The 20,655-nt window shown below is 42.8% G+C and carries 21 protein-coding genes; 18 read left to right on the top strand and 3 right to left on the bottom strand.

Translation table 11 applies throughout. The features are described 5' to 3' along the window. Positions 1-108 precede the first annotated feature (108 nt). The 7 genes from G4P54_RS13985 (at position 109) to G4P54_RS13955 (ending at position 6,906) form a co-directional block, all read left to right on the top strand. Complete coding sequence (locus G4P54_RS13985) at positions 109-762, top strand: O-methyltransferase (RefSeq protein ID WP_024714910.1); 654 nt, start codon at positions 109-111, stop codon at positions 760-762. A 5-nt stretch (positions 763-767) separates the two neighbouring features. Beyond that, entirely contained in the window at positions 768-1,697 is a 930-nt protein-coding gene (locus G4P54_RS13980; RefSeq protein WP_024714911.1) for a peptidase U32 family protein, read from the top strand. Positions 1,698-1,715: 18 nt separating this feature from the next. Beyond that, a complete protein-coding gene (locus tag G4P54_RS13975; RefSeq protein ID WP_024714912.1) occupies positions 1,716-2,984 on the top strand; it encodes a peptidase U32 family protein in 1,269 nt (422 codons plus the stop codon). A 6-nt stretch (positions 2,985-2,990) separates the two neighbouring features. Further along, on the top strand, positions 2,991-3,626 hold the full coding sequence (udk, locus tag G4P54_RS13970) for a uridine kinase (RefSeq protein WP_010335100.1): 636 nt from the start codon (positions 2,991-2,993) through the stop codon (positions 3,624-3,626). Positions 3,627-3,876: 250 nt separating this feature from the next. Then, positions 3,877-4,350, top strand: coding sequence for a transcription elongation factor GreA (greA, locus tag G4P54_RS13965; protein WP_003237373.1), 474 nt, complete (start codon positions 3,877-3,879; stop codon positions 4,348-4,350). A 53-nt stretch (positions 4,351-4,403) separates the two neighbouring features. Continuing rightward, a complete protein-coding gene (locus tag G4P54_RS13960) occupies positions 4,404-6,158 on the top strand; it encodes a peptidoglycan D,D-transpeptidase FtsI family protein (protein WP_167872974.1) in 1,755 nt (584 codons plus the stop codon). A 64-nt stretch (positions 6,159-6,222) separates the two neighbouring features. After that, positions 6,223-6,906, top strand: coding sequence for a YrrS family protein (locus G4P54_RS13955; RefSeq protein ID WP_167872973.1), 684 nt, complete (start codon positions 6,223-6,225; stop codon positions 6,904-6,906). Positions 6,907-6,943: 37 nt separating this feature from the next. Here G4P54_RS13955 and G4P54_RS13950 read toward each other — a convergent pair whose 3' ends face one another. Next, a complete protein-coding gene (locus G4P54_RS13950) occupies positions 6,944-7,147 on the bottom strand; it encodes a YrzA family protein (RefSeq protein WP_003225924.1) in 204 nt (67 codons plus the stop codon). 192 nt (positions 7,148-7,339) lie between these two features. On the opposite strand from G4P54_RS13950, the gene G4P54_RS13945 reads away from it, so the two are divergent. From G4P54_RS13945 to G4P54_RS13915, 7 genes are all read left to right on the top strand, one after another. Then, entirely contained in the window at positions 7,340-7,981 is a 642-nt protein-coding gene (locus G4P54_RS13945) for a class I SAM-dependent methyltransferase (RefSeq protein ID WP_167872972.1), read from the top strand. 20 nt (positions 7,982-8,001) lie between these two features. Next, positions 8,002-8,697 (top strand): 5'-methylthioadenosine/S-adenosylhomocysteine nucleosidase, encoded by a 696-nt coding sequence (gene mtnN, locus G4P54_RS13940; protein WP_167872971.1) that lies wholly within the window; start codon positions 8,002-8,004, stop codon positions 8,695-8,697. 61 nt (positions 8,698-8,758) lie between these two features. Next, the gene (locus G4P54_RS13935) at positions 8,759-9,682 is read left to right on the top strand and encodes an O-acetylserine dependent cystathionine beta-synthase (RefSeq protein ID WP_024714917.1); all 924 of its coding nucleotides are present in this window, start codon (positions 8,759-8,761) and stop codon (positions 9,680-9,682) included. Between the two features lies 1 nt (position 9,683). Next, on the top strand, positions 9,684-10,823 hold the full coding sequence (locus G4P54_RS13930) for a bifunctional cystathionine gamma-lyase/homocysteine desulfhydrase (protein ID WP_167872970.1): 1,140 nt from the start codon (positions 9,684-9,686) through the stop codon (positions 10,821-10,823). Positions 10,824-10,905: 82 nt separating this feature from the next. Next, positions 10,906-11,136 carry a YrhC family protein gene (locus G4P54_RS13925; protein ID WP_024714919.1) on the top strand — a complete coding sequence of 77 codons (231 nt, stop codon included), beginning with the start codon at positions 10,906-10,908 and terminating at the stop codon, positions 11,134-11,136. 380 nt (positions 11,137-11,516) lie between these two features. Then, the gene (locus G4P54_RS13920; protein ID WP_167872969.1) at positions 11,517-12,452 is read left to right on the top strand and encodes a cation diffusion facilitator family transporter; all 936 of its coding nucleotides are present in this window, start codon (positions 11,517-11,519) and stop codon (positions 12,450-12,452) included. 84 nt (positions 12,453-12,536) lie between these two features. Continuing rightward, positions 12,537-13,571: a flavin-containing monooxygenase gene (locus G4P54_RS13915; protein WP_167872968.1), complete on the top strand. Its 1,035-nt coding sequence runs from the start codon at positions 12,537-12,539 to the stop codon at positions 13,569-13,571. Positions 13,572-14,481: 910 nt separating this feature from the next. On the opposite strand, the gene G4P54_RS13910 is transcribed toward G4P54_RS13915, so the two are convergent. Continuing rightward, the gene (locus G4P54_RS13910) at positions 14,482-14,964 is read right to left on the bottom strand and encodes a helical membrane plugin domain-containing protein (RefSeq protein ID WP_024714922.1); all 483 of its coding nucleotides are present in this window, start codon (positions 14,962-14,964) and stop codon (positions 14,482-14,484) included. Between the two features lie 19 nt (positions 14,965-14,983). Continuing rightward, positions 14,984-17,926 carry a formate dehydrogenase subunit alpha gene (fdhF, locus tag G4P54_RS13905; protein ID WP_167872967.1) on the bottom strand — a complete coding sequence of 981 codons (2,943 nt, stop codon included), beginning with the start codon at positions 17,924-17,926 and terminating at the stop codon, positions 14,984-14,986. 312 nt (positions 17,927-18,238) lie between these two features. On the opposite strand from fdhF, the gene G4P54_RS13900 reads away from it, so the two are divergent. The 4 genes from G4P54_RS13900 to G4P54_RS13885 all read left to right on the top strand — a co-directional run bounded on the left by G4P54_RS13900 (position 18,239) and on the right by G4P54_RS13885 (position 20,523). Further along, entirely contained in the window at positions 18,239-18,607 is a 369-nt protein-coding gene (locus G4P54_RS13900; RefSeq protein ID WP_024714924.1) for a Na-translocating system protein MpsC family protein, read from the top strand. A gap of 261 nt (positions 18,608-18,868) precedes the next feature. Next, positions 18,869-19,669 (top strand): formate/nitrite transporter family protein, encoded by an 801-nt coding sequence (locus G4P54_RS13895; RefSeq protein ID WP_167872966.1) that lies wholly within the window; start codon positions 18,869-18,871, stop codon positions 19,667-19,669. A 388-nt stretch (positions 19,670-20,057) separates the two neighbouring features. Next, positions 20,058-20,207 carry a YrzI family small protein gene (locus tag G4P54_RS13890; RefSeq protein ID WP_167872965.1) on the top strand — a complete coding sequence of 50 codons (150 nt, stop codon included), beginning with the start codon at positions 20,058-20,060 and terminating at the stop codon, positions 20,205-20,207. A 157-nt stretch (positions 20,208-20,364) separates the two neighbouring features. Then, a complete protein-coding gene (locus tag G4P54_RS13885) occupies positions 20,365-20,523 on the top strand; it encodes a hypothetical protein (protein WP_142675242.1) in 159 nt (52 codons plus the stop codon). The last annotated feature ends 132 nt before the right edge of the window (positions 20,524-20,655 follow it).

The raw sequence follows: 20,655 nt of genomic DNA, 5'->3' as shown, positions 1-20,655 counted from the left end.
TTTATGATAAAATATATCGGGTTGTTTACCGATGTATCATGATGCATTCAGAGAGTGTCCTGTGTAAAAGACTGGGGCACTCCTTTTTAGAACGGGAGGCTGTTTGTTGTGACTGACCGGTATGAACAAATAAATGACTATATAGAAGCATTATTGAAGCCTCGGCCGGAAAACGTGAAGAAGCTTGAAGCATATGCAGAAGAACATCATGTCCCGATCATGGAAAAAGCGGGCATGGAGGTGCTGCTTCAAATTTTGTCTGTAAAACAGCCGAAAAAAATACTTGAAATCGGAACGGCCATTGGTTATTCCGCCATTCGAATGGCGATGGAGCTGCCATCTGCTGAAATATATACAATTGAACGCAATGAGAAGCGGCATGAAGAAGCGGTAAACAATATCAAGGAATTTCAGCTTGATGACCGGATTCATGTTTTCTACGGAGACGCGCTTGAATTAGGCGACGCCGTTCATGTAACTGCGCCTTACGATGTCATTTTTATTGACGCTGCAAAAGGCCAGTATCAAAACTTTTTTCATTTATATGAACCGATGCTTTCACCAGACGGGGTGATTTTAACGGACAACGTGCTGTTTAAAGGTCTGGTGGCAGAGGATTACAGCAAAATAGAACCGAAAAGAAGACGCAGGCTTATCACAAAAATTGATGAATATAATCATTGGCTGATGAATCATCCGGATTATCAAACTGCGATTATTCCTGTCGGGGACGGACTTGCGATTAGTAAAAAGAAGAGGTGAACGTCATGAAAAAACCAGAGCTCTTAGTGACGCCGACGAGTGTGGCAGACATTTTGCCGCTGATACAGGCGGGGGCAACTGCGTTTTTAGTTGGGGAACAGAGATACGGCTTGAGATTGGCCGGGGAATTTTCTCGTGAAGATGTAACAAAAGCTGTGGAGATTGCTCATAAAGAAGGAGCAAAAGTATACGTTGCTGTAAACGCAATTTTCCATAACGATAAAGTGGGTGAGCTTGGCGAATATCTGGCTTTCTTAGCGAAAGCCGGTGCTGATGCGGCGGTGTTCGGCGATCCTGCTGTGCTTATGGCTGCCCGTGAATCTGCGCCTGACCTGAAGCTTCATTGGAGCACAGAAACGACAGGCACCAACTACTATACATGCAACTACTGGGGACGAAAAGGCGCGGCGCGTTCAGTGCTCGCCAGAGAATTAAACATGGACAGCATTGTGGAAATCAAAGAAAATGCTGAAGTTGAAATTGAAATCCAAGTCCATGGAATGACGTGCATGTTCCAATCGAAGCGTTCTTTGATCGGAAACTATTTTGAATACCAGGGCAAAGTCATGGATATTGAAGGAAAGAAAAAAGAATCAGATATGTTCCTGCATGATAAAGAACGTGATAATAAATATCCGATTTTCGAAGACGAAAACGGCACGCATATCATGAGCCCGAACGATGTGTGCATCATTGACGAGCTCGAAGAATTAATAGATGCCGGCGTTGATTCTTTCAAAATTGACGGTGTTCTAAAAACGTCTGAATACTTAATAGAAGTCACCAAAATGTACAGAGAAGCCATTGATCTGTGTGCGGAAAACCGTGACGAATACGAAGCGAAAAAAGAAGACTGGATTGAACGTATTGAAAGCATCCAGCCAGTTAACAGAAAAATAGATACCGGATTCTTCTTCAAAGAAACGGTTTATTAATCAAAAGGAGGTTAAGCTATGACTGCCGTAAATGATAAGATATCCAAAATCGTCAATGGTAAGCGTGTGATTACGAAAAAGCCTGAGCTTCTCGCACCTGCGGGTAATCTTGAAAAGCTGAAAATTGCTGTGCATTACGGAGCGGACGCAGTCTTTATCGGAGGACAGGAATACGGGCTCCGCTCGAATGCCGATAACTTTACGATCGAAGAAATTGCAGAAGGCGTTGAATTCGCGAAACAATATGGCGCGAAGATCTACGTAACGACGAATATTTTCGCCCACAATGAAAACATGGACGGGCTTGAAGAGTATTTAAAAGCGCTTGGAGACGCCAATGTTGCCGGCATTATTGTCGCAGATCCGCTGATTATCGAAACATGCCGCAGAGTGGCGCCAAACGTTGAGGTTCACTTGAGCACGCAGCAGTCTCTTTCCAACTGGAAGGCTGTTCAGTTCTGGAAAGAGGAAGGCCTTGACCGCGTCGTGCTGGCACGTGAAACGAGCGCTCTCGAAATCAGAGAGATGAAAGAAAAGGTAGATATCGAAATCGAATCCTTTATTCACGGCGCGATGTGTATCGCATATTCCGGCCGCTGTGTGCTGAGCAATCACATGACAGCGCGGGATTCAAACCGCGGCGGCTGCTGCCAGTCATGCCGCTGGGATTATGATCTCTATCAAACAGATGGTGCCAATGCCGTTGCTTTGTATGGTGAAGATGATGCGCCATTTGCAATGAGTCCGAAAGATTTGAAGCTGATTGAATCCATTCCGAAAATGATCGAAATGGGCATCGACAGCTTAAAAATTGAAGGACGCATGAAATCCATTCACTATATCGCAACAGTTGTCAGTGTATACCGCAAAGTCATTGACGCGTATTGCGCTGATCCCGATAACTTTGTGATTCAAAAAGAATGGCTTGAAGAGCTTGATAAGTGCGCCAACCGCGATACTGCGACAGCTTTCTTTGAAGGAACGCCAGGCTATGAAGAGCAAATGTTCGGCGAGCACGCCAAAAAAACGACGTTTGATTTTGTCGGCTTAGTGCTGAATTATGATGAAGACACACAGATGGTCACGCTTCAGCAGCGAAATTTCTTCAAAAAAGGCGACGAAGTGGAATTTTTCGGCCCTGAAATCGAAAACTTTACACACACGATTGAAACCATTTGGGACGAAGACGGAAATGAGCTAGATGCTGCCCGCCATCCCCTGCAAATTGTCAAATTCAAACTAGACAAAAAGATTTATCCGAGCAACATGATGAGAAAGGGGAAGTAACAGCCCATGGGTAAGAGTCCAGTAGTCATTGGAATCGCAGGAGGTTCCGGTTCAGGAAAAACGAGTGTGACACGCTCCATTTATGAACAATTTAAAGGACACTCGATTTTAATGATCCAGCAAGACCTTTATTACAAAGACCAAAGCCATCTTCCATTTGAAGAAAGGCTGAACACAAACTATGATCATCCGCTTGCGTTTGATAATGACTATTTAATCGAGCATATTCAGGATCTGTTGAATTACCGCCCGATCGAAAAGCCGATTTACGATTATAAGCTTCACACACGTTCAGAGGAAACGGTTCACGTCGAGCCAAAGGATGTTATTATCCTTGAGGGCATTCTGGTTCTTGAAGACAAAAGGCTCCGTGATCTGATGGATATCAAGCTTTACGTTGATACAGACGCTGACTTGCGTATCATCAGACGGATTATGAGAGATATTAATGAGCGCGGCCGCTCTATTGATTCTGTTATTGAACAATATGTGTCCGTTGTCCGCCCGATGCATAACCAATTTGTCGAGCCGACGAAACGATACGCTGATATTATTATCCCGGAAGGCGGACAGAATCACGTTGCAATTGATCTAATGGTCACAAAAATCCAAACCATTCTTGAACAAAACGCGATTTTGTAATACCATAGCATAGACATAAATAACTCTGACCATATTATGTATAGGCAGGAAGGGGATGTGTAAATTCCCTTCTTTCCCTGTTTATAAACGCGAAATATTTGCAGAACGACAAGAATCAGTTTAAGATAAACAGTACCTATATGGGAGAGAAGAACGAGGACTGCCCTGTGTTCTCATTCTTGTATTTTTTAGTTTATGCTCTCATACATAATCGAAGATGTTGAGGGACAACCAGAAGGAGTGAAGGGACATGGCACAAGAGAAAGTTTTTCCTATGACTGCAGAAGGAAAACAAAAACTTGAACAAGAATTAGAATATTTGAAAACGGTTAAACGAAAAGAAGTAGTAGAGCGCATCAAAATTGCGAGAAGTTTTGGAGACCTTTCTGAGAACTCTGAATACGATTCAGCGAAAGAAGAGCAGGCATTTGTAGAGGGCCGTGTGACGACTCTTGAAAATATGATCCGCAATGCGAAAATCATTGAAGATGACGGCGGCTCTAACGTTGTCGGTTTAGGTAAAACCGTCACTTTCGTCGAACTGCCTGACGGTGATGAAGAGTCATATACAATCGTTGGCAGCGCTGAAGCTGATCCGTTTGAAGGAAAAATCTCAAATGATTCACCAATCGCCAAAAGCCTGCTGGGCAAAAAAGTGGATGATGAAGTTACAGTTCAAACACCGGGCGGAGAAATGCTCGTGAAAATTGTGAAAATTTCATAATATCCGTTTAGTAAAGAAACACCTCGTCCACAATGTGGGTGAGGTGTTTTTTTATGAAGATATCAAAACGAATGAAGCTGGCCGTCATTACTTTTTTGATCGTGTTTTTTCTCCTTCTGCTGCGGCTGGCGGAAATCCAGCTGTTTTTCACAGAATCCTTTTCAAAAAAGAACATCAATTTGATCCAGGAAAGTGTAAACCAGCGGACGGAGGAAGTGCTCATTTCGGACGGAAGAGGCTCTTTTTTAGATCGAAACGGGCAGGCGCTCACAGGCAAAAGCGAGCCTGCCGTTGTTTTGTTCCCTTTTTTGCTGACGCAGGATTGGCCAATTAAAAAGGTTGCGGACATCCTTGGCATGTCTGAAGATGAACTGCATCAGGCACTTGCAAAGGCAAAAAAACCGGTCATTTTGCAGCAAAAGAAAATCAAAACACTTTCGAAACAATCCATCACAAAAATCAATTCTTTGAAATATCCCGGCATTTACGGCGTATATATGGAGAATGAAGACAAGCCCAGCCTTGCTTCACATACAATCGGTAGCACGAATCAAGATCCGGCGCTTCTCCGCAAAAAATATCCTGGTAAAGAGAGTCTTCCAATTACAACAGAAATCGGTACAACCGGTTTAGAACGGACATTTGATGAGTTTTTGCTTCCGGAACAGGACACAAAGCTTTTATATCATGTGGACGGAAAAGGAAACCCTTTGTTTGGCATGGACGTCAAATATACAGCTGAAGCCAATACATTTTATCCGCTCCAGATCAAAACAACGATCGACCAAAGCATTCAAAAAGCGATGGAGGAGGTATTGAATGAGCAGGGGCTGAAAAAAGGAGGAGCCGTGCTGCTGGATATCGAAAACAGCAGTATTATGGGAATTGTGAGCAAACCGGATGCCGATGCCTCACGACAAAACACGCTTCAAAACTATATGCTGACGCCAATCTACCCCGGTTCTGTTTTTAAAACAGTCATTGCCGCAGCTGCAATCGAAAATGATACGGTGAAGCCGAGCCAAACCTTCAATTGTAACGTAAACCTGTACGGAGAGCCGGGGGACGATAAAGGAACCTTGTCATTTGATGAGAGTTTTGCCCAAAGCTGCAATTACACATTTACGAGTCTTGCAGAACAATTAATGAAAAAAGACAGATCAGTCATTGAAGATATGTCAAAAAAACTGGGACTTACAGATCGGGCAGGCTGGGAAGGAAAACTATATCACGAAACGGATTTCCGCCAGTTGTATAACGAAAAAAGCGGCATGATTTGGGGGGATGAAAAAGACAAATCAGTCAAAAAAGCCATTGCACAAACAGCGATCGGGCAGAAAAACGTAAAGGTAACGCCGCTCGAGGTGGCTAACATGATGGCGACAATCGCCCGCGGCGGAGAAAAGCGACAGGTGAGAATCGCTGATCAGATTGAATATAAAAACGGCACAACCCTCGTTACGTTTAAAGATCAGAAGCTTAAAGGAGAAACGATAGACAAATATACGGCACAGCAGCTTCAAAAAATGCTGCGGCGAGTGGTGGAATCTCCTGCCGGAACGGGCAGAAGGTTTCAAGATCTTCCGTATACTGTAGCAGGGAAATCTGGCACAGCCCAGACAGGCAAGCTCTCACAAAAGAAAGAAACGCTCTATGAAAAATGGTTTGCCGGATATTTCCCCGCTGATAAGCCGAAATACGCTCTTGTCGTTTTACACATGGATACGCCGGGGGATAAGGCTCTGACAAATTCGGTGTTTTATGATATTGTTAAAAACGTACACGAAATTGAAAGCAATCAGAAATAGAACAACTTCTCAGCACATGGTAAAATATATGCTGAGCCAAGAGTTATAAAGGAGTGCAGAATTATTGAGCAATAATCAATCTCGTTATGAAAACCGTGATAAACGCAGGAAAGCTAATTTAGTGCTTAACATTTTAATCGCAATCGTATCCATACTAATTGTCGTAGTAGCGGCGAATCTCTTCATTAACAGTCCTTCCAGCAAAGATGTCAGCAAGGATTCTGAAACGGCGCAAAAACAGGAATCTCCGGCTTCAGGAAAGACGGAAAAGAAATCGGATGAGGATATAAAAGACAGCAAGAAAGACTCATCTGACAGCGAAAAGGATTCTGAGAAGTCTTCAGATTCCAAAAAAGATGATTCTTCTAAAAGTGATGATTCAGACTCAAGCTCAAATTCAGATGCCCCGCTTAAAGACGCCAAAGTAACAGAAGGCGGCTCATCAAGCGACGTGGAAAAAACGTATGAAAATTCTGACTGGAAAGCAGTCGGAACCGAGCAGACAGGCGAGCATGCCGCCACTTATGATTCAAGCTCACAAGACTGGGCTGAGATGCTGAAAGCCATGTCATATGCGACTGGTGTTTCAAAAGATAACATGACGGTGCTCTGGCTCGGAAATAACGGCAGCCCTCAGGATGCCAAAGGCAAGATTTTAGACAAGACGACTGGAGATAAATATCAAGTAACCATTACATGGGTTGATAAAAAAGGCTGGAAGCCGACAAAAGTAGAAAAACTAAAATAAACAAAAGCAGCCGGATGAGAGCCCGGCTGCTTTTGTTTTAGGCTTCAGCTGCGAAATGAACGACCGCGCTGTACAATATTCTTCCGTCTGCCACAGCGGTTTGGTGTGAAACAGATTTCACCCGGAGCATGATGGCTTTATTGTTTTCAATCTGTGTATTGATTTTCTTTTCAAGCTCCTGCAATGAAGCCGCTTCGAAAAATTCCACTTTGTCTTTTATCAGATCTAATTGAAAATTCATATCTCGGCCCTCCAGCTTTCACAAGTCATATGAAGTATAAGCTTTTTTGCGGTAAACGCGCAATATAGATGGCATAAAATACACAAAGTGTTTTAGTACCTGCTTTTTTAGAAGATGTGGTATGATAGGAACTGTTCCATCATTAATTCATAGTATACTTATGGGAATTATAAAATATGGAGTGTGACAAATATGGGACGTGAATTTATCCCTCTCTTTGAAGATTGGGCAGCAACTTATGATCAAACAGTCCAAGGTTTTGATATTCAGTATAAAGAAGCGTTCAGAGGCTATGATGATATCCTTGATGCCATCGTCAGCAGGTCTGGAACGCATGTGTTAGAATTCGGCCCGGGGACGGGGAATTTGACAGTGAAGCTGCTGGAGGCGGGCAAAGCTGTATTTGGAATCGAACCGTCTCCCGCAATGCGCAAATTGGGTTCTGACAAGCTTTCAGGCAGGGCAGAATTCGTTGACGGAGACTTCCTGACATTTCCCGAGCCGCCATTTCATGCTGACACAATTGTCAGTTCTTATGCGTTTCATCATTTGACAGACGATGAAAAAAGGACTGCCATAAAGCAATATGGCAAATACCTTCACTTGCATGATAAAATAGTGTTTGCCGATACCGTCTTTGAAAATGCAGAAGCGTATCAACAGGCTATTGATAAAGCCCGTTCTCAAGGCTTCTATCAGCTGGCAAATGATTTGGAGACGGAGCATTATTCCACATTGGATGCGCTGAAAGAGATGTTTACAGCTGAAGGTTTTGCAGTCCAATTCACTCAGCAAAACGACTTCGTGTGGATAATGGAGGCGATCAAACGGTAAAGTGAAGGGAATGTGAATAGATGAAACTAGCAGTCATCGGAGCAATGGAAGAGGAAGTCACCATCCTAAGAAACAAACTTGAAAATGCAAAAACAGAAACAATCGCATACTGTGAATTTACAACAGGTGAATATGAAGGAACCGAAGTAATTCTTTTAAAATCTGGAATTGGAAAAGTAAATGCTGCTATCAGCACAACGCTTTTGCTTGACCGCTATAAGCCTGATTATGTGATTAACACAGGCTCAGCGGGCGGATTTCATCATACACTGAATGTAGGAGATGTCGTCATTTCAACTGACGTTCGCCATCATGATGTAGATGTAACTGCCTTTGATTATGAATACGGCCAGGTTCCGGGTCTTCCGGCTGCTTATGCCGCAGACGAAAAGCTGATCAGCATCACTGAAACTGCGATTTCTGAACTTGACGGCATTCAGGTTGCAAAAGGAACGATCGCCACAGGTGATTCTTTTATGAACGATCCGAAGCGGGTTGAAGAAGTGCGTGCGAGATTTTCTGATCTGTATGCGGTTGAAATGGAGGCAGCGGCAGTGGCTCAAGTGTGCCATCAATTTAAGACGCCGTTTGTCGTCATCAGAGCGTTATCTGATATCGCGGGAAAAGAATCACATGTATCATTTGACCAATTTTTAGAGCAGGCGGCTGTCAATTCCACAGAGCTTGTGTTAAAAGTGATCAAACGAATTCATTAAACGGGGGAGAGTTCTCCTCCGTTTTCCCTAAAAACAACCTCTATCAAGGAGGAGGACATATATGACTGTTATTACGGACATTACCGAGCTGATCGGGAATACGCCGCTTCTCCGTCTGAAGAACTTTGATGTTCCGGAAGGAGTTGCAGTGTATGCCAAGCTTGAAATGATGAATCCCGGCGGAAGCATCAAAGACAGACTGGGAGATATGCTGATCCGTGACGCATTGGAATCGGGCAAGGTGAAGCCCGGCGGCGTGATTATCGAAGCTACGGCAGGCAATACAGGAATTGGTCTCGCGCTGAGTGCCAGAAAATATGGCTTACAAGCGATTTTCTGTGTCCCTGAACATTTCAGCATGGAGAAACAGCAAATTATGCAAGCGCTTGGCGCATCGATCATTCATACACCGCGTCAAGACGGAATGCAGGGAGCCATTCAAAAAGCCATTCAGATGGAGACGGAAATTGAAAATTCTTATTGCGTTTTGCAATTTAAAAACCGAGTAAATCCATCGACTTACTATAAGACGCTTGGACCCGAAATTTGGGAAGCGCTTGACGGCAATATTCATACATTTGTCGCAGGGGCAGGGTCAGGAGGCACATTCGCAGGAACTGCTTCCTTCTTAAAAGAAAAAAACCCAGCCGTTAAAACGGTGATTGTCGAACCGGAGGGCTCCATTTTAAACGGAGGAGAGCCTCACGCTCATCAAACAGAAGGCATCGGTATGGAGTTTATCCCTGATTATATGAATAAGAGCCATTTTGATGAGATCTACACCGTAACAGATGAGAATGCATTCAGGCTTGTGAAAGAAGCGGCAGAAAAAGAGGGCCTGCTGATCGGAAGCTCTTCAGGTGCAGCGCTTTATGCAGCATTGGAGGAAGCGAAAAAAGCATCCGCAGGCACAAATATTGTCACAGTATTTCCTGACAGCAGTGATCGATATATCAGCAAACACATATACGAAGGAGGCATTTGATATGAAGAAAAAAACTTTGATGATTCACGGCGGAATCACGGGTGATGAGAAAACAGGCGCAGTGTCCGTGCCTATTTATCAAGTGAGTACGTACAAGCAGCCGAAAGCAGGACAGCATACGGGTTATGAATATTCAAGAACGGCCAATCCGACCCGAACCGCTCTCGAAACACTTGTGACAGAGCTTGAAGGCGGAGAAGCAGGCTATGCGTTCAGCTCAGGAATGGCAGCCATTACAGCGGTGATGATGCTGTTTAACAGCGGAGATCATGTCGTGCTGACTGATGATGTGTACGGCGGAACATACCGCGTCATGACAAAGGTACTCAATCGTCTTGGCATTGAATCAACATTTGTCGATACAAGCAGCAGGGAAGAAGTTGAAAAAGAGATTCGTCCTAACACAAAAGCCATATATATTGAGACACCGACAAACCCGCTGCTCAAAATCACCGACTTGGCGCTCATGGCTGATATCGCAAAAAAAGCGGATGTTCTGCTTATCGTAGACAATACCTTTAACACGCCTTATTTTCAGCAGCCGCTTGCTTTAGGCGCTGATATCGTGCTACACAGTGCGACAAAATATCTTGGCGGGCACAGTGACGTCGTCGGCGGTTTAGTTGTGACAGCTTCGAAAGAGCTTGGGGAAGAACTGCATTTTGTGCAAAATTCTACTGGCGGCGTGCTCGGTCCTCAAGATTCCTGGCTGTTAATGAGAGGAATCAAAACATTGGGACTCAGAATGGAAGCGATCGATCAAAATGCGCGGAAAATCGCAAGCTTTCTTGAGAATCATCCTGCTGTTCAAACGTTATATTACCCCGGTTCTTCAAAGCATCCCGGACATGAGCTTGCAAAAACGCAAGGGTCTGGGTTCGGCGGCATGATTTCCTTTGATATCGGCAGTGAAGAGCGAGTTGATGCGTTTTTAGGAAGCCTGAAACTGTTTACCATTGCTGAAAGTCTGGGCGCGGTGGAAAGCTTAATTTCTGTTCCCGCAAGAATGACACATGCCTCTATTCCGAGAGAGCGCCGGCTTGAACTCGGTATTACGGACGGACTGATCAGAATTTCTGTAGGGATTGAAGACGCGGAGGATTTGCTGGAAGATATCGGGCAAGCACTTGAAAACATATAACAAATGGATAGAATTACTTTCTCTGTAAGCTGCCAGATTATATTATAATAGTCGTATCCTATGAATCTGGCAGGTGATTCTTTTGAATAAAAATCGAATGAAGTCTTTAAAAGAAGACTACAAACATTTTGCTTTTACATTGCTTGCAGTCTGCACTTTTTTATATATAGGCGCAGTTCTCCCCGATCAAGGCTTAACGTTAGGCCAGAAATCGACGATGTTTTTAGCGGATTGCGTATTTTTAGCCGGCGCCTTCTTTTGCGCTGATCGTTCATTGATTTACAAGAAGCGTTTGGAGGAAGCTGACGAATAAAAAACAGCTATCTTCAATAGATGGCGGTGTGCCAAGAATAGGCGAATCTGATCGCTTGGCTTATCAAAAAATACCAGACAAAAGATAAAGAAATGAAGTTAGAGGAGCAAACCGTATGTTTGCTCCTCTTTTTTTCTGTTAATAAAAGGATTGTTATGGATAGCATCAAGTGATGCTAAATATGAGCATATATCGGAATGATCAGAGGGGTATTCGACATTTTATATTAAAACTATTTTGACATTTTAATGAAAATGCTTTATATTATTATATGAGCATATGATCATATATAGGTATGTATCATGTTAGAGTGCTTATTAACAGATAAGAAATAATAAATGCGTATGTATCAAGAAGCTTTAGTTAAGGAGGAGATCTTTATGGGGCACAATCATACTGAAGGATCCAACAAAAAGGTTTTATTAATCTCTTTTATCATCATTACAGGTTATATGATAATAGAAGCTGTAGGCGGATTTTTAACAAATAGTCTGGCGCTCTTATCGGATGCGGGCCATATGCTAAGCGATTCAATCTCATTAATCGTTGCCCTGCTTGCTTTTAGAATAGCTGAAAAAAAGGCAAGTCACAATCATACATTCGGCTATAAACGATTTGAGATTCTTGCAGCTGTGATAAACGGGGTTGCATTAATTCTTATTTCTCTTTATATCATTTATGAAGCAATCGAACGTTTCTCTCATCCACCAGAAGTAGCAACAACCGGCATGCTTACGATTAGTATTATCGGGTTAGTTGTGAATATATTGGTCGCTTGGATTATGTTGAGAGGCGGAGACACAGAGAATAATCTGAACATAAGAGGAGCTTATTTACATGTGCTAAGCGATATGCTTGGCTCTGTAGGCGCCATTTTAGCTGCTGTACTTATCATCTTCTTTGGCTGGGGCTGGGCAGATCCATTGGCTAGTATCATTGTGGCTATTCTTGTTTTAAGAAGCGGTTACCATGTGACAAAAGACTCCATTCATGTATTAATGGAAGGAACTCCGGAACATATCGATGTCACTGACATCATTCATACCATTGAAGAGACAGAGGGAATTCAAAACATTCATGATTTACACATATGGTCTATCACAAGCGGATTAAATGCTCTTTCTTGCCACGCTGTTGTTGACGATCAACTGGCAATTTCAGAAAGTGAAAATATTTTACGCAAAATTGAACATAAGCTTGAGCATAAAGGCATTACGCATGTAACCATTCAAATGGAAACAGCAGCGCATCATCACGACAATACGATCCTTTGCCAGGCCAAAATTGAAAAGCGGTATGATCACCATCATCATTAGACAGATTTATGCCTTCTAAATGAAAAGGCATTATAGCTAGTGTTAGACTATCTCTCGTGTAAACAAAATTGGCGGGGTGAGAATATGTACGACACAATAGTAATCGGAGCTGGCCAGGCAGGAGTTTCAATAGGATATTATCTTAAGCAGTCCAAACAAAAATTTATCATTTTGGATAAAAGTGATGAGGTGGGGGAAAGCTGGAAAGATCGGTATGACTCATTAGTTTTATTTACTTCTCGAATGTATAGCTCTTTGCCTGGAATGCATCTTGAAGGAGAAAAACATGGATTTCCTTCAAAAGAAGAAATTGTTGCTTATCTAAAGAAATATGTTGAAAGATTTGACATTCCAATCCAATTACGGACAGAAGTGATAAGTGTCCTAAAATTAAAGAATCATTTCTTAATCAAAACAAATCAGCAAGAATATCAAGCGAAGAATCTTGTAATTGCTACAGGCCCTTTTCATATCCCTAATATTCCATCTATATCAAAGAATTTAGCCGCTCATATTCATCAAATACACTCTTCACAATATAAGCATCCAAAACAACTGATACCCGGAAATGTACTAGTTGTTGGTGGCGGGAATAGCGGTGCTCAGATAGCTGTTGAATTATCCAAAGAAAGAGTTACATATTTAGCTTGTCGTAATCAATTAATTTATTTCCCTTTAGTGGTTGGAAAAAGAAGCATCTTTTGGTGGTTTGATAAATTAGGAGTCTTAAATGCAAGCAATACATCAATATTAGGCAAATTCATGCAAAAGAAAGGTGATCCTATTTTTGGGTGTGAACTAAAACATGCAATAAAACAGAAGGAGATCATCTTAAAAAAAAGAGTCATATCCGGAAAGCAAAATGAAATTATTTTTGAAGATTCATCTACATTAGAGGTAAACAATATTATTTGGGCTACCGGTTTTAGGAATCCTTGTTGGATGAAAATAGAAGGTGTTTTTGATAAAGAAGGCCGAATCATACATCATAGAGGTGTTTCGGCTGTAGAGGGATTGTACTTTATTGGTTTGCCTTGGCAGCATAGGCGGGGTTCAGCGCTCCTTCAAGGTGTAGGAAATGATGCTGAATACATTGTAAAACGAATGAACGGTAAATAAACTGAGCAGTAACTCACATGTTACTGCTCTATTTTTTGTGTTGAATAAGTCTGGCTATGTTACTGTGTAAAGCCGCAAAAGTATCGTTCATGTATCTCTTGTCTTATGAATGAGGAGAACCTGGTTCTTGTGCAACCTTCCGCCATACTTTCCCGTGCTAAATGCGTAGCGCGTAATGTTGCCTCTTAAATAGCTGGATTAATTGCAGGATGACTGACGTCTACCGATGACGCGATTGTTGATCAGATGCTCTTTGCTGGCCTGCTACAGCGCAAGGAGGTTTGGCCATAAAATAGAAACCAATCATACAGCCTGCCAAAGAAGGAAATGAGGGGTCCGTCGTTGTCCGGAGGTTAAAAGCTCAGCTGCACCTAAGACAGAATACACGTGATGACTCAATGGAGTATACAATATGAAGTTCACATAACCTCTAGGTTTCTGGAAGACATCTGAATTCTGAACTCATACCACATCTCAGAGCAAGAGCCCTGCTAAAAACTCTCAGGGTTTCACACTGTTTAGGACTTGGGAAGAGGGGGAGTGTATTGGAATGTGGTGAATAGTAGATAAAAGGCTTCGTATTTCATTATTTGCCTGACTTAAATCATAATATTGCACTTTCGTAATCCTTTTACTTACGCAGTAGCGGTGTTAACTAGTGTTCTGTCCTTTTCAGTTTTTGATGTAGGGAATCTATAAAGATTGCTTCGGATAGAGTGGCAGCATAAATAAAAAATCCTTCAAACGTTCCCATTGAACGAAAGAAGGATTTTTTAATACTCACCAATTGTACTCCAAAACAGGTGAAAAAATATAAAAAACAAGAGATTTAAAAGCAAAAAATGCCTTAAAAGCCAATATAATTAACTATTTGAACCCATATACAATCATAAGTGATGGCTGTTTTTTGTTATTTCTCTTGCAATTCTTTTCCCATGCCTTTTAAAAACTGAAGGCCAAAGCCGACGGCTCTGTTGATATCAGGATCGTTCATTGCTTTTAAAAGGTCGAAAATCCCGACTTTCTTGTCTTCTTTTAAAAAGCTTTGCGCCTGTTCAGTTCCAGCCATCACACTTTCTAAAAGTTTTGCTGTAAACTCAGGATCTGCTTTTGTTAATGCGCCTCCGGCGGCCATCATCGTGTTAATGAGGTTGGTGACGGGCTCACGTGAAACCTGGCCGAGCGCAATCTTAGCGATGTCTTCCTTCGCTCTCAGCATGCTTGTTGCCGCGTCAAAAATTCCAAGTTCATTAAGTTCATTCATGATTGTCATCGTTTTAGAGACGGCATCCTCATTTTCCGCCAGAAGTTCTTTCAGCTCTTCTATTTTTTCAAGCTTCATTTGCTCGGCTGTTTTTGTTTCTTTTTTGATTGTCGTAATCGGAGCAGCCATTCGTTTTTCCTCCTTTCGTTTAATCAGTCAGATGGACATAGCCCGGACGGTTCCATTTTCTTTCGGCTTCGACTCCGTTTTGCGGGTGCCGCTTTTTGTTGCGCGGATTTGTTTTCGGAAGCGGCGTTGTTTCACAGCCTCCAAGCACCTCCATGCGGACCTTTGTCTGTTTATACGCAGGCGTGTTCGTCCGTTTATCAGCCGCAGGCCCTGTCAGGAAATTAATCGCTGACTCTTTGTCTGTAGAGTTCATTGGCAGATAGAGTTCGTTTTTTCGTACACGGTCTGTGATCAGCGCGTTTAATTTGACTGCCCCGAACGGAGAAACGAGCCGGACAAGCGAACCGTCACAAACACCTCGTTCCTGTGCAAGCTCAGGCGAGATTTCAACAAATACATTCGGCACTTTTGCTTGAATGCCTTTTGATTTATTTGTCATGTTTCCTTCGTGGAAATGCTCCAGCATCCGGCCGTTATTGATATGAAGGTCATATTCTTCCGGAAATGCCGCCGGCTCAGTCCAATCAGAAAGGGCAAAGCGGGCTTTTTTGTCAGGGAAATTAAACCCGTCTTCATACAGAAGCGGTGTGCTTTCACCTGTGAAACTGCCCCATAGGAAGCTGTTCCAGCCTTCAAGCACCTCATAGCTTGCTTTGCCAAACAGAGGAGAAAGGCTAACCATTTCTGAGAAAATGTCACTCGGATGGCTGTAATTCCAGTTTGCTCCTAAGCGGTTCGCCACCTCTTGAATAATCCACCAGTCCGGTTTCGCATCACCAAGCGTTGGAAGCGCCTGATACAATCGCTGCACGCGGCGTTCTGTATTGGTAAATGTCCCGTCCTTCTCAAGAGAAGGAGTGGCAGGCAAGATGACATCGGCATATTGAGCTGTTCTTGACATGAAGATGTCCTGAACGACAAAGAAATCAAGGCTTGATAAAATATCATGCACACGGTTTGCGTTTGAATCGACAAGCGCCATATCTTCACCGACAAGGTACATTGCTTTCATATTGCCATCTTCAATGGAATGAAGCATTTGAATATTATCTAAACCAGGCTTACCGTCAATTGTGACACCATATGCCTCTTCAAATTTTGCACGGGCCATGTCATCCGTAATATGCTGATATCCCGGCAGCCAGCCTGGCAGTGTACCCATATCACAAGCGCCTTGGACGTTATTATGACCGCGCAAAGGATAAGCGCCTGCGCCAGGACGGCGATAGTTGCCTGTAGCGAGAAGCAGGTTTGAAATCGCTGCTGATGTATCAGAACCGCCTGTATTTTGTGTGACACCCATTCCCCAAAGGATACAAGTGCCGTCAGCGTCACGAATCATTTCAGCCATTTCAATCATGTTTTCTTTTGAAAGGCCTGTGACGCGCTCTGCATATTCAAGTGTATACGTTTTAAGCGTTTCTTTATAATCTTCAAAGTAATTCACGTTCTCATCAATAAATGCCTGATCGTGCCAGCCTTGGTCAATCATATATTTCGTCACAGCCATGAGCCAAACTTGATCTGTGCCTTGTTTAGGGCTGATGAACAAATCAGACCGCTCAGCCATCTCGTTTTTACGCAGATCGGCCACAATCAGTTTTTGCCCATGGAGCTTGTGAGCCCGTTTGACACGCGTTGCAAGCACTGGATGTCCTTCCGCTGGATTGGCGCCGACGATGATGACGAGGCCGGCTTTGGCAATATCTTTAATCGTGCCTGCGTCACCGCCCATGCCGACAGTGCGGAATAATCCGTCTGTAGCAGGAGACTGGCAGTAGCGTGAGCAGTTATCGACGTTGTTCGTCTCAAATACCTGCCGCGCTAATTTTTGGATAACATAGTTTTCTTCATTCGTAATTTTAGAAGAAGAAATAAATCCGACAGAGCCATTGCCGTGCTGCTCTTTAATCGTTCCTAATCTGCTTGCGACAAGGTCAAGGGCTTCTTCCCAAGAAGATTCAACAAAAGCTCCGTTTTTACGGATTAAAGGTTTTGTGATCCGCTCTTCAGAATTGACAAAATCCCATCCGAATTTCCCTTTGACACATGTGGAAATTGCGTTCACCGGAGCATCAGAAACAGGCTGGATTTTTAAAATATCCCGTCCTTTTGTCCATACTTCAAAAGAGCATCCGACACCGCAGAACGTACATACCGTTTTTGTTTTCTTCGTTCTTGTTTCGCGCATTGCCGCTTCGACCTCAGAAATGGCAAAAATGCTGCTATACCCCGGTTCAACGTTTTTTACGAGGTCAATCATCGGCTCCATGACATCTTCTTTGATGCCTGTCATAAAGCCAGCCTGTCCGAGCATTGATTTTTCCATCAGCGCATTACATGGGCATACAGTGACACATTGGCCGCAGCTGACACAAGAAGACTCATTAATCGAAACTCCCTCATCCCAAATGACGCGCGGACGTTCGCGCTCCCAGTCAATTGAGAGTGTTTCATTTACCTGAAGGTTTTGACATACCTCAACACACTGGCCGCAGGCAATACATTGGTTTGGATCATAGCGGTAAAACGGGTGAGACATATCAACCGCGCAAGATGGATCTTCTTTTGGCGTATAAGGGTATTTTTGATGCTCGATTCCCATCATTTCCGCTGTATTATGCAGCGTACAGTTCCCGTTGTTATTATCGCAAACCGTGCAATATAGCAAATGATTTTCAAGAAGGCGGTCCATTGCTTCCGTTTGCGCTTCTTTTACCCGGTTGCCCGAAAGGTCAATTGACATTCCGTTTTCTGCGACAGTAGAACATGAACGAACCAGTTTGCCGTTCACTTCTACAATACAAGTATCACAAGTTTGAATTGGATCAACCTCTGGGACGTGGCAAATCTGCGGGTACTCAATCCCATTTTCATTTAAAATATCTAAAATTGTGGCCCCTGCCCGTGCTTGGATTTCTGTTCCGTCTACACGGACACTGATCGACTTAACGTCCATCATATTCATATTCCCCTCCATCTTTCTTCCAAGAAGTCAAAAAAGCCATGTATAGATACACCTGTCTTTTATTCTGAGAAGGTGTAAACACACATGGCGGAATAGTTCACTAGCAAGTCTTACTAACAGACCAATCCTTGATTTTTATAAAACGATAGACTCATAACAAGACCTATTACAAATCCATCAACACTGCTTTTATTATAAAGTGATATTTATTATAATACAATATAGCAGGAAAATTTTAACCAAGTGAAATGTCCTGAGGGGAACCGGGAAAAACCTTATGAGGCAATGTCGGAAGGGGTAACCAGCATGTCTAAAAAAATTCATGAGTTTAACGATATTATTCGAAAACTTCGCAAAGAACTGTTCGGAAAAGGACCTGAAAGGATTCATACTGTATTTGTAGAAAACATGGCTGTCTCCACATTATATGGAAATTTGAGTGCAAGCGAGCAATTTATCGCCCGCACACCAGAAGGAAGAGAAATGGTGCATGCGGCCCGGACAAGCCTGATTCAAGATCTTTATTCCAAACAAACGCCTGAAGGAATGGAGGAACTGATCGGGGCTAAGCTTGTCCATTTGTTTTCTGATATCAAAATTGAGGAAAATATCGCTGTATCTGTGTTTGTCTTTGATCAAAAAATAGATGATCAAAAAGAAGCTCTGCAAAGCTAGCATATTTGTCATTGACACAATTTTGTCACATTTGATATGATGTTTCTACAGTTATAGAAGGCTTAAAGCAATGGAATGTATGCACGAACTGTATATATTCTCTTTCAATATCTTACATTCTGCTTGATATTGTTGTATGGGTATGCATACAAGTTAGGCAGCATTCAAACGCCTGGATCGCACAGGTTATTTGAGTGCTGCCTTTTTTATTGCCTTTTTGCTGTAACTGGAGAATAGAAGAAATAATGGAGGCGTTTTAGTATGGCTTTTCGGAAACCGGATGAAATAGCAGATGCAGCAATTGAAGCAGGGATGAATAAAATAAAGCTCCCGCTGCCGTCCCTGCTTGTGCTGGGATTTTTAGGAGGCGCATTTATCGCGCTTGGGTACTTGCTTGATATCAGAGTCATTGGCGATCTTCCGAAAGAATGGGGAAGCCTGTCCAGCTTGATTGGAGCTGCAGTATTTCCCGTCGGTCTGATCCTTGTGGTTCTTGCTGGCGCTGAACTGATCACAGGAAATATGATGTCAGTTGCGATGGCTTTATTTTCGAGAAAAATATCAGTCAAAGAATTAGCGGTTAACTGGGGAATCATCACGATTATGAACTTAATCGGCGCATTGTTTGTTGCTTACTTTTTCGGGCATTTGGTTGGATTGACTGAAACAGGCCCTTATTTAGAGAAAACAATTGCCATTGCGCAAGGAAAGCTTGATATGAGCTTCGGCAAGGTTCTCATTTCCGGCATCGGCTGTAACTGGCTTGTATGTCTTGGTGTGTGGCTTTCTTTCGGCGCTCAAGACGGAGCGGGAAAAATCCTTGGTATTTGGTTCCCGATTATGGCTTTTGTGGCAATCGGATTTCAGCACGTTGTCGCCAACATGTTTGTGATTCCCGCTGCGATTTTTGCAGGCTCATTCACGTGGGGGCAGTTTATCGGAAACATCATTCCGGCTTTTATCGGGAATGTCATCGGCGGAGCGGTGTTTGTCGGTTTTATTTATTTTATCGCATATCATAAGAAAAACAGCTCCAGAAAAGAAATGAAGCAGGTGTCATGACCAACGTGCAAATCCATTCGATGATTCGCACAATTTCTGTCCATTTTTAGAAAAAGATGTTTACAAAATGGAATTTCGTGGATATACTTACAAAGTAAGAAAAAGCAAAGGAGGCTGAACAAAATGACAATGAGACAACAACGTCAACCTGTACGTGATACACAAGTAACAGTTCATGATTCATTCAGCCTGTGGAAGAGTTTGTGTCCTTCCTTAACCGATGCTTATCGCACGCATTAAATTCGGAATAGTCGGACATACGCAACTCCCCGCAGGCAGCAGAGACATTTGTGTCTTCTTTTGTCTGCGGTTTTTATTTGCCCGCGGCAGAAAGAATGATGCCGCGGGCTATTTCGCTTGAAGCGGACTTTGAAAGGGGGTGAGCGATATGACGATAAACCTATTCTTTTTAACATTAACGATTAACAAACGGGTTAAAAGCCTGGATGAAATCGAACGAGAACAGCAGATTGAGCAGATTTATGATGAATTGAAAGAGTCTCAGCTAAAGCATCTTTATTTAACAAACTGGCGCTAAAAACAATGAAAAAAACTGAAGGAGGAGATGGCATATGTTTAGAATGGAATTATTGATGCATTATACGATGGAGAAGGACCAAGTTTAGCGAAACAGCTGTCAAGAAAATGCCGGCCTGCATATGATAAATCAACGTTACGGTAAGGCAGGTGATGGCATGATGAACGATGATCAAAAAAGGCTGCCGTCGATAGGCCATGGTTATGCGTCCATCCCGCATTCCTTCAAACATGGTTATGGAAACCCATTCCGACAGCAGAGGCTGATGGCCATGCAGCAGCAAAGGCTGTATGTATCCCCTTATCATTGGTATTAGAACGAGGGCAGAAAACATGTTGTTTTCTGCTTTTTTTTTGCGAAAAAATGAAAAAGTTCAGTTCTATTGAAACATTTTTAAACACATTGCCGTCTAGTTGATACCTTCATTCACTTTTAGAAAAGAAGGGAA

The sequence above is a fragment of the Bacillus tequilensis genome (assembly GCF_012225885.1).
Taxonomy (GTDB): domain Bacteria; phylum Bacillota; class Bacilli; order Bacillales; family Bacillaceae; genus Bacillus; species Bacillus tequilensis.
The sequence above is the reverse complement of the archived record's forward strand: the minus strand, read 5'-3'. Positions and strand labels throughout refer to the sequence as shown.